The following is a 13,985-nucleotide window of genomic DNA, read 5'->3' as shown; positions in this document are numbered from 1 at the left end:
ACTCAGGCGGCGTTGGGCCGTGCTGGGCAAGTCAAACTAAAAGAGAACACACCTATGCGTTTTTCCCGTAAGGCGGTTTCCAAGCGTCACTTGTTGTTGATCGCGGCCGGCTTCAGCACCGTGCTGACCGGTTGCGCCACGTCGCCGGCGTCCAAGGTCGCGTCGAGCACCAAGGTCGAGTACTACCCGAACTGCTACGAGCCGGTGCAGCACCTGCGCAGCACCGATTCGGACATGACTAAGTCGGTCGTCACCGGTGCCGCCCTCGGCGCAGCCGGCGGTGCACTGCTGGGTGCCCTGACCGGCGACTCCGACAAGCGCGGCCGCAACGCGGCCATCGGCGCAGCGGGCGGCGCCCTGGCGGGTGGCGCGGCGGGTTACTACACCGAGCGTCAGAAGCAGATCAGCGATGACAACCAGCGCATTGCGTCCTACGCCACCGACGTCAACAAAAGCGCGTCCGACATCGACCGCAGCACCGCCTACGCCAAGGCGTCGCAGCAGTGCTACCAGAGCGCGTTCACCAAGCTGGTCAACGACCGCAAGGCCAAGACCGTCAACGACACCGAAGGCCGCAAGCGCCTGGCGGAAATCGTCGCAGGCCTGAAGGAATCCAACGACCTGATCGTGGCGGTCAACGGCAAGGCCGCCGAGGACCTGAACAACTACAACCAGGCGTACGAAAAAGACCTGCAACAAGTCAGCGTGCAGCGTGCCGATGTGGTCACCGTGGCCACGGCCGACACCGCAACGGTGGTTGCACCGGCGGGCAAAGCCAACAAAGGCAACAAAGTGGTCAAGCCACCGAAGAAGCCACCCCTGCCAGTGGTGCCGCGTGAAGCCGTCGATACCGAGAAAAGCTTCCAGACCGTGAAAGTCAGCCAGGCTGAAAGCAAGAAGGTCGCCAGCGCCGGTAAAGCGCAGATCGAAGGCACTTGCCGCGATCCGAACCTGACCGACTGGGCGCCGGTACCTTGCCCTAACGTTTAAGTAACATGCTGCTATAAGCGTCAAACGCCAGCCGATCTTCCGTTAAAGCGCCAGATCGGTGGCGTTCTTTTTGCAAATCGTTAAACTGCTGCGGCCACTCAATAATTACCCGAGGCCGTGTGCATGAAATTTCGTCTTCTCCTGTGGGTGCTGGGCCTGATGATGGGCAAAGCCAGCCGCAGCAATCCTGCCTTCCAGCAACAGCTGGGCGATAAAGACCTGGCCTTCCAGTTGCAGACCCTCGACGGCAAGGTTGCCCGTCACTTCATCGTCAAAGACCAACGCATCACCAGCCGCTCGGGTGTTCACCCGGCGCCGGCGTTTGCGATTGCGTTCAAGGATGCCGCCTATGGCTTCGCCACGATGCAGGCGAAGAACAAGCAACTGGCGTTCATGACGGGGATTCAGGACAAGTCGATCCAGATCAAGGGCAACCCGGCGCTGGTGATCTGGTTCCAGGGGTTGACCAAGTATTTGAAGCCGAAGAAAAAGAAGTAGGCTTTCAGGTAGACCGAGGTGGATTCATCGCAGGCAAGCCAGCTCCCACATTTGACGGCATTCGCAAATCAAAATGTGGGAGCGGGCTTGCCCGCGATAGCGGTCTTCAGGCCTGGCTGAACTGCGAGGCCAGTTCGCGCAACAGCACCTCGGCATCCAACACCTTGCCCACCACTTCCTCCGCCTTGTCCCGGGTCAGGCCCAGGCGCTCCAGCAGTTCATCGGGAATGGCGGCGTCCGGCCCGGAACCGATGCCACGGCTGCGCAACAAGCGCACGGCCAGGCACACCAGGTTCGGGTACTCGGCATATTGGCCGTCGTAAGTCGGGTCGTGCTGGAAGCGCAGGGCTGTGGACAACTCGTCCGGCATGTCCCAGTAACGCATCAGCCAGGCGCCGATCTGTTCGCGGCTGATGCCCAGCAGGTGCTGTTCCACGTAGCTGTGGCACAGGTGCGGGTTGACCTCCAGGTGACGGCAGATCAGCGAGAAATGCGGCGGGAACACGTGGGCCAGCAGCAGGTAGCCAAAGTTGTGCAGCAGGCCGGCGAGGTAGGTCAGGCCGGCTTCCGGGCGCTGGGCGCGGGGCATGGCGCGGGTCAGGCCTTCGATCACGGCGGCGGTGTAGATCGACTGGTGCCAGTACGGCGTGGACTGGTGCGGGTGGTCCTTGGGCAGGCTCAGGGTCTTGCCCAGGGCCAGGCCCAACGCGAGGTTGATCACAAGGTCGAAGCCCAGCACGCGGACGATGGCGTCTTCCACTGAGCGGATCTTGCCCGGCGAGGCGTAGTACGGCGACGCGGCCCAGCTCACCACTTGGGCGGCCAGGGCCGGGTCGGTTTCCACCACGCCGGTGATGTCATCGATGGTGGCGTTGGGGTCGACGCGCAGCTTGATGATCTTCTGCGCAGTGTCAGCCAGTGGCGGAATCTCGATGGTCGCTTCCAGGCGTTGCTGGATGCGGCGGGCAGTGAATGCCTGCATCGCCTGGGTGATTTCCTCACGGTCATCATTGGGGCGGTCGAGGTTCGGACGGATGTTGCTCAGGGGCTCGCCGAACTGCGCGGCGCTGGCCTTGGTGAGCATGCTTTTGAAGTGCTCGCTGGCGATCTCCAGCAGCAACCCGGCTTCACCCGAATGCACCAGCAGGCTTGGCTCGTTGAGCAGGCTGCCTTCGTACAGGCACGGCGAGCTGGTCAGCGCCGGCAAGCCCGGCAGCAGGGCCAGGGCGTGCTTGCCGAGCATGCGCTCGACGCGCTCGGGCGACACGGCTGTCAGGCGGCGCCCGGTGAGTTCGGCGAGGCGGTTGAGGTCGAGCAATTGGTTCTGCGGGAACAACACCATCAGAGCGCCCACCGCATCTTCCAGCAACACCGCCTGAACCTTTCGTGCAGGGTTCAAGCCCGGGTGTTCGGTGACTTCCGTGTAGGGGATGGCGAGCTTTGCGAGCAGAGCCTGAATGACCGGCGGGGCGGTCAGTGGGGCTGTGGCGAGGGCTACTTCTGACATGGCCTGATCCAATTTCTTACAGTCAACGGAGTATAACCAGCTTGGTACAGCTGTTGGTCGTATAAGTGAGTCAGGCGTCACACTTGGCCGTATTGCTGCCCATGTCGCAGCCAGCGGTCCAGCAGTGGGCTGACATGTTCCGGCCAGCGTTCCAGCAAGGCTTGCGCGGCGTCGCGCACGGCGGGCAGCAGGTCGGCGTCGCGCATCAGGTCGGCGACCTTGAATTGCAGCAGGCCGGTCTGGCGGGTGCCGAGCATTTCGCCGGGGCCGCGCAGTTCGAGGTCTTTTTCGGCGATCACAAAACCGTCGTTGGTTTCGCGCATGATGCCCAGGCGCTGGCGACCGATTTGTGACAGCGGCGGGTGATACAGCAGCACGCAATGGCTGGCGGCACTGCCCCGGCCGACACGGCCGCGCAGTTGGTGCAATTGGGCGAGGCCCAGGCGCTCGGGGTTTTCGATGATCATCAGGCTGGCGTTGGGCACGTCCACACCGACTTCGATCACGGTGGTGGCCACCAGCAGTTGCAGGTTGCCGGCCTTGAATTCGGCCATCACCGCGGCTTTTTCCGCAGGCTTCATGCGGCCGTGGATCAGCCCGACCTTGAGTTCGCCAAGGGCGCTGGTGAGGTCTTCATAGGTGGTCTCGGCGGCCTGGCAGGTCAGCTCTTCGGACTCTTCGATCAGCGTGCACACCCAGTACGCCTGGCGGCCTTCGGCACAGGCGCCGCGCACGCGTTCGATCACTTCGACGCGGCGGGTATCGGTGACCAGCACGGTGTTGACCGGGGTCCGGCCGGGGGGCAGTTCGTCGAGGATCGAGGTGTCGAGGTCGGCGTAGGCGCTCATCGCCAGGGTGCGTGGGATCGGCGTGGCGGTCATGATCAGCTGGTGCGGGTTCATGCGCCCGCCCACGCCTTTCTGGCGCAGGGCCAGGCGTTGTTGCACGCCGAAGCGGTGCTGTTCGTCGATGATCACCAGGGCCAGGTTCTTGAACTTCACTTCGTCCTGGAACAGCGCGTGGGTGCCCACCACCATCGGTGCACCGCCGGCGATCTGCTCCAGCGCGGCTGCGCGGTTCTTGCCCTTGAGCTTGCCGGCCAGCCACGCGACTTCCAGGCCGAGGGGTTCGAGCCAGCGCTTGAAGGTGATGAAGTGCTGCTCGGCGAGGATCTCGGTGGGTGCCATCAAGGCGACTTGGTAACCGGCTTCCAGCGCTTGCAGGGCGGCGAGGGCGGCGACCACGGTCTTGCCCGCGCCCACGTCGCCCTGGATCAGGCGCAGCATGGGTTCTTTCTGGCTGAGGTCGTAGGCGATTTCATTGCCGACGCGCTGCTGGGCACCGGTCGGCGCGAAGCCGAGGTTGGCCAGGTATTGCGCCGGCAGCTTGGTGGCCTTGGGCATGGCGGGCGCGCGCAGGGAGCGCATGCTTTCGCGCAGGCGTTGCTGGGACAGTTGGTGCGTCAGCAGTTCTTCAAAGGCCAGGCGGTGCTGGGCCCAGTGGTGACCAAGGGCGAGTTCGTCCACATCGGCATCGGCCGGCGGGTGATGCAGGTAGCGGATCGCATCGTCCAGCGGCGCCAGTTGATAGTCGCGGGCCAGCTCCAGCGGCAGCCAGTCGGGCAGGCTTTTCGGGCCGAGCATGGTCAGGGTCTGCGTGCACAGTTGGCGCAGGCGCTGTTGGGTCAGGCCTTCGGTGAGCGGGTAGATCGGCGTGAGGGTGGTGTCCACCGGCGGCGGCTCGTCGCCGGTGATGGCGCGGTATTCCGGGTGGTAGATCTCCAGGCCCGATGCGCCGGGGCGCGCTTCGCCGTAGCAACGCACGCGGGTGCCGCGCTTGAGGCCTTCCTTCTGCGCATTGCTGAAATGGTAGAAGCGCAGGCTCAGGCCGCCGGTGCCGTCTTGCAGGCGCACCACCAGGCTGCGGCGCTTGCCCATCACCACGTCGGCGCCGCTGACGGTGCCTTCGACCACCGCATCCTGCCCAGGGCGCAAATGGCCGATGGGCACTACGCGGGTGCGGTCCTGATAACGCAGGGGCAGGTGGAACAGCACGTCCTGGAGATTCTCCAGGCCGACCTTGGCCAATTTCTCGGCCATGGCTTCACCGACACCCTTGAGTGCCGTCACCGACACCTGCGACAGCTCAGTCATACGCGGGCTTAGCTCGCCACGGGCGGCTTGGCCACCGAGCACAGGCGGATCGAGTCGGCGAGGATCTCAATGGCTTTGGGCCGTGGGAAGCTGGCACGCCAGGCGATGGCCACGGTGCGGAACGGCACGGGTGGCGTCAGCGGGCGCACTTCGATCACGCCGGGGGCGTAGTGATGGCTGTCGACGGCCGACAGCGGCAGGATCGAGATGCCCAGGCCGGAGGCGACCATATGGCGGATGGTTTCCAGGGAGCTGGATTCCACGGTGGTGTGCTTGGCGCCGTCGTTGCCCTTGGTCAGGGTCGGGCAGGCTTCCAGTACCTGGTCGCGGAAGCAGTGGCCTTCGCCGAGCAGCAGCAGGCTCTTGTCGTTGAGCAGGGCGGCGTCGATGGAGGCTTTTTGCGTCCACGGGGTGGTTGGCCGGCATCAGTACCTGGAACGGCTCGTCGTAGAGCGGCAGGGTCAGCACGTCAGCCTCGTGGAACGGCAGGGCGATGATGATCGCGTCCAACTCGCCGTTGCGCAGTTTGTCGCGCAGCACGTGGGTGAAGTTTTCTTCGATATACAGCGGCATCTGCGGCGCGACGCGGTGCAGTTGCGGGATCAGGTGCGGGAACAGGTACGGGCCGACGGTGTAGATGGCGCCGACTTTCAGCGGAGCGGTCAGCTGGTTCTTGCCGGCCTGGGCCAGCTCGCGAATGCTTTGCGCCTGCTCCAGCACCTTTTGGGCCTGGGCAACGATGCCTTCGCCCACGGGGGTGAGGCGCACGGCGCTTTTGCTGCGCTCGAAAATCAGCACACCGAGTTCGTCTTCAAGCTTTTTCACACCCACCGACAGCGTCGGCTGGCTGACATGGCAACGCTCGGCCGCGTGGCCGAAGTGCTGCTCTTGGGCGAGGGTCACGATGTAGCGTAATTCTGTAAGAGTCATAGCGGGCGTCCATGAGGTTGCGGGCCAAGCATAACGGCTGCAATCGATAGACGCACGTTATCAGAAGTTTGTTGGGGATTGAGCGGGGAATGCCGGGGATTTTGTGGGAAAGGGACTTTATGCGGTGATGAAATCAAATGTGGGAGGGGTTTGCCCCCTCCCACATTGTCTTAGCGGCGTTTCTCGATGTTGTACACGAACGGTGCAACGATCTCGATGCTGCCACCCTTGAGCATGTCGGCCGGCGGCTTGGGCAGTGGCTGGGCACGACGGATCATGTCCAGGGTCGCACGGTCCAGGTCGGCGTTGCCGGAGCGGCCCACCAACTCGTAGGACAGCACGTTGCCTTCACCATCGACCACGAAGCGCAGGCGGTTCAAGCCTTCCTTGCCACGGGCCTGGGCGCCGGGCGGGTACTTCTTGTACTTCTGCAAGTGCGCGAGCAGGGTGCCTTCCCAGGAAGCCTTGGCCGCCACCTGTTGGGGCGATGGGCCAGGGACCGGCTGGGCCGATTTCTCCGCAGGCGCGTTGGTCGGTGGGGCGTCGCTCGGCGGCTCTTCGGAAGGTTTCTCCTTGGGCGGCTCGACCTTTTTCTCCACCGGCTTGGGCGGCTGCGGTTTCGGTTTGGGCTTGACCGGCTTGGGCACCTGGATTGTCGGCTTGGGTGCTTCGGCCAGCTTCGGCAATGGCAGTTCTTCCACCGGTGCTGGCGGTTGCGGCGGCGTGATCACCTTCGGCGGGGCCGGAGGTGGCGGCGCGGGCATCGGTGCCAGGTCGATGACCATGGCAGCCGGCGGCAACTGCACCGTATGCGGCGCGGACCATTGAAGCGCGATGATAATCGCGACGGCATGCACGCCCAGCACGACAGCGAGGCTTGTGCCATAACGCGTCAGTTTGTGGCGCGTCGTGATCATTTCTTGGCTGCCGTCTCAAGTCCGACCAGGCCTACCTTGAGGTAGCCGGCTGCCCGCAGGGCATCCATCACGCTCATCAGGTCGCCGTAGTCCACGCCCTTGTCGGCCTGGAAGAAGATCGTCGTGTCTTTCTTGCCCTGGGTCTTGGCGTCGAGCACCTGGCCGAGGGTTTCGGATTTGACTTCTTCTTCGCCCAGGAACAGACGCTGGTCCGCCTTGACGCTGAGGAACACCGGCTTCTCTGGCCGCGGCGCCGGCTTGGCGCTGGAGGCGGGCAGGTCGACCTTGATGTCCACGGTAGCCAGTGGTGCGGCCACCATGAAGATGATCAGCAGCACGAGCATCACGTCGATAAACGGCGTGACGTTGATTTCGTGGTTCTCGACGAGTTCGTCGTCGCCTTGATTCAAATGCAGGCCCATGGCCGATTACCCCACTTTCACCATGTGCGGTTGCGAGCTGCGCTCGGTAGGCAGGTGATCGAGGTCGCGGCTGACCAGCAGCAGGACTTCTGCCGACGCGTCCGATACCTGGGCCTTGTAGCCGGCAATCGAACGGGCGAAGACGTTGTAGATCACTACCGCAGGAATCGCCGCAACCAGGCCCAGGGCCGTAGCCAGCAGGGCTTCGGCGATGCCTGGGGCAACGACGGCGAGGTTGGTGGTCTGGGTCTTGGCGATGCCGATGAAGCTGTTCATGATGCCCCACACGGTGCCGAACAGGCCGACGAACGGTGCGGTGGAACCGATGGTAGCCAGCACGCCGGTGCCGCTGCTCATGTTGCGACCGCAGGCGGCCACCAGGCGCTCAAGACGGAAAGCCACACGTTCCTTGATGCCTTCTTTTTCGCGGGTGTTGGCCGACAGGCGCATTTCTTCCAGCGCGTCGTGCACCAGGGTGTTGGCCAGGGTGCCCTTCTTGGTCGCGCTTTCGCTGGCTTCCTTGAGGGTGGTGGCTTTTTTCAGGTGGACGATTTCAGTGCGCAGGCGACGCTTGGCACCCAGCAGCTCGAAGCCCTTGGCGATCCAGATGGTCCAGGTGATGATCGAGGCGATGGCCAGGCCAATCATCACGGCCTTCACCACGACGTCAGCATTCTGGTACATGCCCCACGGCGACAGGTCGTGGGCCATGCCCAGGGTGTTGTCTTCTTCCAGGACCACGCCGGTTTCGTCAGCGGCTGCCGGATCTGCAGCCAGGGCCGGGTCGGTGGCGGCCGGTGCAGCTGCGGGAGCAGCGGCTGGCGCGGCAGTGCTGTGTTCGGCAGCGGCTGGAGCAGCCGGGGCGGTGGCGTCGGCGAAGGCTGCGGTCGGAGCCAGCAGGACGCTGAACAACAGCGCAGCAATCGCGCGCCAGGCGCGGGACGTGGTTGGCGAAGCGGGGGTTGTATTACGTGTCATGCTGGCCGGACCTGAGAAGAAAAAATGGGTGATCGTCCATCAAGACCCAGGGGGCCGAGGACAAATGGGTGCTTATTATTGCAAGTAATTCTTGTTAACAGAAGTAATACAGTAACTTTATTTGTCCTTTTTCTGGCCGTCGGTCAGCTGTGAGGGCTAATCTAGACCTTTGAGAACGGAGTTTTGTAATGTCTGCGCCTTCTGTTGTGATTGCCGGTTGCGGCGATGTGGGTAGTCGGCTGGCTAGCCAATTGCTGGCCTCGGAATGGGAGGTCCATGGCCTGCGTCGCGATATTTCGCGCCTGCCCGATGGGGTGATCGGCATTGCCGGTGACCTGTTCAACAAGGATTGCCCGGAGACCTGGCCGATTGGCGGGGTGGATTACCTGGTGTATTGCGCCGCCGCGACGGACCACGACGAGGCGGGGTATCGCGCGGCTTACGTGCAGGGCTTGAAGCATGTGCTGGAGTGGCTGGACGACTACGGCCAGACGCCGAAGCACCTGCTGTTTGTCTCCAGCAGCAGCGTGTACGGGCAGCAGAACGGCGAGTGGGTTGATGAATCGTCCGACACCCAGGCGCAGGGCTATTCCGGGCAAGTGATGCTGGAAGCCGAGCAAGTGGCGCTCGATAGCGGCATCCCGGCGAGCATCGTGCGCTTGACCGGCATCTACGGCCCGGGCCGTGAATGGCTGCTGACCCAGGTACGCCAAGGCTACCGCGTGGCGATCGACCCCCCTTTATATGGCAACCGCATTCATGCGGACGATGCGGCGGGCTTGCTGGCCTTTTTGCTGCGGCATGTGGAGCAGGGCGGTCAGTTGGACAAGGTCTACATCGGCGTTGACGATGCGCCGGCGCCCTTGGCCGAGGTGGTGGATTGGTTGCGTGAGTACCTGGGCGTGACGGAGTGGGCGGATGACGCCAGTGTGCGGCGTGCGGGGAGCAAGCAGTGCAGTAATGCACGGGCTAAAGCGCTGGGCTGGACGCCGACCTATCCGAGTTACCGCGAAGGTTACGCGGCGATTCTCAAAGGCTGAAATACGGTCCAAAACTGTGGGAGCTGGCTTGCCTGCGATGGCGGTATCACATCCACAGAGGTGTTGACTGATACACCGCTATCGCAGGCAAGCCAGCTCCCACATTTAGATCGGAGTGAGTCCGGTTATTGCTTTTCCAGCAACCATTGGCGCGGGCCGGGGGTGAACTGGGGTACTTCATCGGCCTGTGCAGTGTTGACCGCCTGGAAGATTTCCAGCTGCCCGCCCTTGCGCACAAAAATCCATGGATTGCCCTGGCCATTCAGTTGCAACCAGATGCTGTCGTAGCCGCCGCTCATGGAGGCGCAATCACCCGCCAGGCATAGCGAGTACTGATCAGCATTCGGCAGGCCGACGACCTTGCCGTTGGCCTGGAATTGCACGATGGCGCCGTTGCCGAAGCCGTCGGTGATCTTCCAGTCGCCACCCAGGTAGGCCGCATACAGCGCCCGTTCGAAGTTGGCGCCCAATGGCGCACCCTCCGGGGCCGGCTCTGTGGGGCGGGCGAACAGCTGTTCAGGCTCATTGTCGTTGGCCGCTTGCAGCAGTTGCTTGCCTTTGCGCTTGAGTTCGGTGGCGGAGCTGCCGTAGAAATCCACGCTCCAGGCGCCGGATTGCTCGCCGAGCAACTTGCCTTCCGCTACTTCAAAACCGTTGTAGTAGCGCGCCTGCGCCGCCTTGGTGTTGACCTGCCATTCGAGGTTCGGGCCAAAGCTTTGCAGGGCTTCGCGCAAAGGGCCGCCCTTGGCTGCCGCATCGATGGCGACCTGGTTGATCCAGGTGCCGCTCACGTCCAGGTCGGCGGGGTTGCTGGCGCAGCCGCCGAGCAGCAGGGTGAGCAATGATGTGGCTACGAGCGCTTTGCGCATTACGAAATCCTTCTGAAACGGAGTCGGCGCAGCCGGTGGAGGCTGCGCCGGGTGTTTTACTCGATGACCAGAATTGCGTCCATCTCAACCTGCGCGCCCTTTGGCAGAGCGGCTACGCCGATGGCGGCGCGGGCTGGGTAAGGTTGTTCGAAGTACTTGCCCATGATCTCGTTGACCTTGGCAAAGTGGCTCAGGTCGGTGAGGAAGATGTTCAACTTGACGATGTCCTTGAACGAACCGCCAGCGGCTTCGGCAACGGACTTGAGGTTTTCGAAGACTTGCACGGTCTGTGCTTCGAAGCCTTCAACCAGTTCCATGGTCTTTGGGTCCAGCGGGATCTGGCCGGACATGTAGACGGTGTTGCCCGCCTTGATCGCCTGGGAGTAGGTGCCGATGGCGGCCGGGGCCTTGTCGCTGGTGATAACAGTCTTGGTCATGAGTGACTCCTTGTAAGAGACAGGTTATGCACGCATGCGGGTGATACGAATCACACCGGTCAAGGCGCGCAGCTTCTTGATCACGCGGGCCAGGTGCACGCGGTCGTGCACGCTGACCACCAGCTGGACCACGCTGATGCGGCCATCGCGCTCGTCCATGCTGATTTTTTCGATATTGCCGTCGGCCGCATTGACACTGCTGGCCAGTAGGGCGATCAGGCCGCGCTGGTGTTCCAGCTCGACGCGCAGCTCGACGTTGAATTCGCCGGTGACATCCTTGGCCCACGAAAGCTGGATGCATTTTTCCGGGTTGTGGCGGATCTCGGTGATGTTGCGGCAGTTGTCCAGGTGCACCACCATGCCTTTGCCCGCCGACAGGTGCCCGACAATCGGGTCGCCCGGGATCGGCGTGCAGCACTTGGCGTAGCTGAGCACCAGGCCCTCGGTGCCGCGAATCGCCAGCGGGCCTTCGGGGCTTGGCAGTTGCTCGCCTTCGCCCAGCAGGCGGCGGGCGACCACGTAGGCCATGCGGTTGCCCAGGCCGATATCTTCCAGCAGGTCTTCGATGGTTTCCTGGCGATACTCGTGGAGCATCGCTTGCACGCGCTCGGCCGGGATCTTGTCCAGAGCGCTGTCGAAACCGTTGAGCACCTTGTTCAGCAGGCGTTCGCCCAGGCTGATGGACTCGGAGCGGCGCTGCAGTTTCAGGGCGTGGCGGATATGGGTACGCGCCTTGCCGGTGACGACAAAGTTGAGCCAGGCCGGGTTCGGGCGTGCGCCCGGTGCGCTGACGATCTCCACCGTGGAGCCGCTTTGCAGCGGTTCCGACAGCGGGGCCAGGCGCCGGTTGATGCGGCAGGCAATGCAGCTGTTGCCGACGTCGGTGTGTACCGCATAGGCAAAGTCGACCGCCGTGGAGCCTTTGGGCAGCTCCATGATCCGGCCTTTGGGCGTGAACACGTAGACCTCGTCCGGGAACAGGTCGATCTTCACGCTTTCAATGAATTCCAGGGAGTTGCCGGCACGTTGCTGCATTTCCAGCACGCCTTTGACCCACTGGCGCGCGCGGGCGTGGGTGCCTTTTGGCTGCTCGTCGCCGCTGGACTTGTACAGCCAATGGGCAGCGATGCCGTTGTTGGCCATTTCTTCCATCTCGCGGGTGCGGATCTGGATCTCGATCGGCACCCCGTGCATACCGAACAGCGTGGTATGCAGCGACTGGTAGCCGTTGGCCTTGGGAATCGCAATGTAGTCCTTGAAGCGCCCCGGCAGGGGTTTGTACAAATTATGTACAGCGCCCAGCACGCGGTAGCAGGTGTCCACCTTGTCGACGATGATCCGGAACGCGTACACGTCCATGATCTCGTTGAAGGCCCGGCGCTTGCCGCGCATCTTCTTGTAGATGCCGTAGATGTGCTTCTGCCGACCGCTGACCTCGCCTTCGATCTCGTCGATCGCCAGGCAATGGCTCAGGGATTCTTCGATCTTGTTGACGATTTCCTTGCGGTTGCCCCGGGCGCGCTTGACCGCCTGGTAGATGCGCGCCGAACGCATCGGGTGCATGGCCTTGAAGCCGAGGTCTTCGAATTCGATACGAATGGCATGCATGCCCAGCCGGTTGGCGATGGGCGCGTAGATTTCCAGGGTTTCCTTGGCGATGCGCCGGCGTTTTTCGCCGGACAACACTTCCAGCGTGCGCATGTTGTGCAGCCGGTCGGCCAGCTTGACCAGGATCACGCGGATATCGCGGGCCATGGCCATGGCCATCTTCTGGAAGTTTTCCGCCTGGGCTTCGGCCTTGGTCTCGAAGTTCATCTGGGTCAGTTTGCTGACCCCATCGACCAGTTCGGCCACGGTTTCGCCAAATTGGGCGCTGAGCGCTTCCTTGGCGATGCCGGTGTCTTCGATCACGTCATGCAGCATCGCGGCCATCAGGCTCTGATGGTCCATGTGCATGTCGGCAAGAATATTGGCCACCGCAAGAGGATGGGTGACATACGCCTCGCCACTGCGGCGGCGTTGGCCGTCGTGGGCTTGTTCGGCGTAGAAATACGCTCGGCGGACCAGGTTGACCTGGTCGGGGCCGAGGTAGGTCGATAAGCGATCGGCGAGGGCGTCTATGCTCGGCATAGGAATGACTCCTGCCGCATGCGTTGACCCCGCGCCGTGCTACGTCGACCAGGCATAGGCTTAGACGGCCTCGTTGGACTCGTCCTCGAACGCTGCAAACAGCGGTTCGTCTTCAACGATTTCGGCGTTGGCGATGAACTCGTAGCTCATCAGGCCTTCAGCGATTTCACGCAGGGCCACAACGGTAGGCTTGTCGTTTTCCCACTGAACCAGGGGCTCTTTGCCGCCAGTGGCCAGTTGACGGGCACGCTTGGTAGAGAGCATGACCAGCTCAAAGCGGTTTGCCACGTGGTCTAGGCAGTCTTCAACGGTTACGCGGGCCATGATATTCCTCGGAGCGGATGCAAGATGCGCGCTGCCCGGTTGGGCGAGCGGACTGAACAGTTTAAAAAATCACCAGCGTTTAGGGAAGCGCTGATTTTTCGCAAGCCTGGGTAAAACCGCTGCAAGTGCCAATGTAAAGCCCTTGCAGCGGTTTTGGGAAGAGCCAATCAACCGAGCAGTTCAGCCAGTAATTTGCCGAAACGCTGCTGTTGGCGCTTTTGCTGAAGCTGATTGGTGCGGAAAATCGCCTTCAAATCCTCCAGTGCGTGGGAAAAATCGTCGTTGATGATCAGGTAGTCGTAGTCGACGTAGTGGCTCATTTCACTGACGGCTTCACGCATGCGGCCTTCGATGATTTCGTCGCTGTCCTGGCCGCGGTTGGTCAGGCGCTGGTGCAAGGCGTCGAGGGACGGCGGCAGGATGAAGATCGAGCGCGCCTGGGGCATCAGCTTGCGCACTTGCTCGGCGCCCTGCCAGTCGATTTCCAGGATCAGGTCGTGGCCTTCGTCCAGGGTCTGCTGCAGGTGGCTTTGCGAGGTGCCGTAGAGGTTGCCGAACACTTCGGCGCGCTCCAGGAAGTCGCCGTGTTCGATCATCTTGACGAACTCGGTGCGCTCGACGAAGTGATAGTGCACGCCGTTCACTTCACCCGGGCGCATGGCGCGGGTGGTGTGGGACACCGAGATGCGGATCTGCTCGTCGGCGTCGGTCAGGGCCTTGACCAGGCTGCTCTTGCCCGCGCCCGAAGGGGCGGAAATGATATAAAGGGTGCCGGTGCTGTGGGTCATGG

The 13,985-nt window shown here is 62.7% G+C and carries 13 protein-coding genes and 1 pseudogene; 3 read left to right on the top strand and 11 right to left on the bottom strand.

Going from position 1 to position 13,985, the window contains the following annotated elements:
• Positions 1 to 54 precede the first annotated feature (54 nt).
• Both tagQ and PSH87_RS27880 read left to right on the top strand, forming a co-directional pair.
• Positions 55 to 990: a type VI secretion system-associated lipoprotein TagQ gene (gene tagQ, locus PSH87_RS27885; protein ID WP_305431848.1), complete on the top strand. Its 936-nt coding sequence runs from the start codon at positions 55 to 57 to the stop codon at positions 988 to 990.
• Positions 991 to 1,113: 123 nt separating this feature from the next.
• Positions 1,114 to 1,488, top strand: coding sequence for a hypothetical protein (locus PSH87_RS27880; RefSeq protein WP_017735747.1), 375 nt, complete (start codon positions 1,114 to 1,116; stop codon positions 1,486 to 1,488).
• A gap of 106 nt (positions 1,489 to 1,594) precedes the next feature.
• Here the strand turns inward: PSH87_RS27880 and PSH87_RS27875 are convergent, their stop codons facing one another.
• From PSH87_RS27875 to exbB, 6 genes and pseudogenes are all read right to left on the bottom strand, one after another.
• On the bottom strand, positions 1,595 to 2,995 hold the full coding sequence (locus PSH87_RS27875) for an aminoacyl-tRNA deacylase and HDOD domain-containing protein (protein WP_305431847.1): 1,401 nt from the start codon (positions 2,993 to 2,995) through the stop codon (positions 1,595 to 1,597).
• A gap of 77 nt (positions 2,996 to 3,072) precedes the next feature.
• Positions 3,073 to 5,148 carry an ATP-dependent DNA helicase RecG gene (gene recG / locus PSH87_RS27870; protein ID WP_257781775.1) on the bottom strand — a complete coding sequence of 692 codons (2,076 nt, stop codon included), beginning with the start codon at positions 5,146 to 5,148 and terminating at the stop codon, positions 3,073 to 3,075.
• A gap of 8 nt (positions 5,149 to 5,156) precedes the next feature.
• A pseudogene (locus PSH87_RS27865) lies at positions 5,157 to 6,078 on the bottom strand (LysR substrate-binding domain-containing protein).
• Positions 6,079 to 6,248: 170 nt separating this feature from the next.
• Positions 6,249 to 6,995, bottom strand: a complete 747-nt coding sequence (locus PSH87_RS27860) for an energy transducer TonB (RefSeq protein WP_017735751.1) — start codon at positions 6,993 to 6,995, stop codon at positions 6,249 to 6,251.
• Positions 6,992 to 7,417, bottom strand: coding sequence for a TonB system transport protein ExbD (exbD, locus tag PSH87_RS27855; protein ID WP_017735752.1), 426 nt, complete (start codon positions 7,415 to 7,417; stop codon positions 6,992 to 6,994). The genes PSH87_RS27860 and exbD overlap by 4 nt, the downstream gene beginning before the upstream one ends.
• A gap of 6 nt (positions 7,418 to 7,423) precedes the next feature.
• Entirely contained in the window at positions 7,424 to 8,395 is a 972-nt protein-coding gene (exbB, locus tag PSH87_RS27850) for a tonB-system energizer ExbB (protein ID WP_026136668.1), read from the bottom strand.
• A 188-nt stretch (positions 8,396 to 8,583) separates the two neighbouring features.
• On the opposite strand from exbB, the gene PSH87_RS27845 reads away from it, so the two are divergent.
• Positions 8,584 to 9,435: an SDR family oxidoreductase gene (locus PSH87_RS27845; protein WP_305431845.1), complete on the top strand. Its 852-nt coding sequence runs from the start codon at positions 8,584 to 8,586 to the stop codon at positions 9,433 to 9,435.
• A gap of 125 nt (positions 9,436 to 9,560) precedes the next feature.
• On the opposite strand, the gene PSH87_RS27840 is transcribed toward PSH87_RS27845, so the two are convergent.
• From PSH87_RS27840 to gmk, 5 genes are all read right to left on the bottom strand, one after another.
• Entirely contained in the window at positions 9,561 to 10,304 is a 744-nt protein-coding gene (locus PSH87_RS27840) for a hypothetical protein (protein ID WP_017735755.1), read from the bottom strand.
• A 56-nt stretch (positions 10,305 to 10,360) separates the two neighbouring features.
• Positions 10,361 to 10,741, bottom strand: coding sequence for a RidA family protein (locus PSH87_RS27835; protein WP_003176922.1), 381 nt, complete (start codon positions 10,739 to 10,741; stop codon positions 10,361 to 10,363).
• A gap of 24 nt (positions 10,742 to 10,765) precedes the next feature.
• Positions 10,766 to 12,871: a bifunctional GTP diphosphokinase/guanosine-3',5'-bis pyrophosphate 3'-pyrophosphohydrolase gene (gene spoT, locus PSH87_RS27830; protein WP_017735756.1), complete on the bottom strand. Its 2,106-nt coding sequence runs from the start codon at positions 12,869 to 12,871 to the stop codon at positions 10,766 to 10,768.
• Positions 12,872 to 12,931: 60 nt separating this feature from the next.
• Positions 12,932 to 13,195 (bottom strand): DNA-directed RNA polymerase subunit omega, encoded by a 264-nt coding sequence (rpoZ, locus tag PSH87_RS27825; RefSeq protein WP_017735757.1) that lies wholly within the window; start codon positions 13,193 to 13,195, stop codon positions 12,932 to 12,934.
• 167 nt (positions 13,196 to 13,362) lie between these two features.
• Positions 13,363 to 13,983, bottom strand: coding sequence for a guanylate kinase (gmk, locus tag PSH87_RS27820; protein ID WP_017735758.1), 621 nt, complete (start codon positions 13,981 to 13,983; stop codon positions 13,363 to 13,365).
• Between the last annotated feature and the right edge of the window lie 2 nt (positions 13,984 to 13,985).

This window comes from Pseudomonas sp. FP453, assembly GCF_030687495.1.
Lineage (GTDB): Bacteria > Pseudomonadota > Gammaproteobacteria > Pseudomonadales > Pseudomonadaceae > Aquipseudomonas.
Note: the sequence above shows the minus strand (reverse complement) of the source record. Positions and strands in the feature narration are given on the sequence as shown.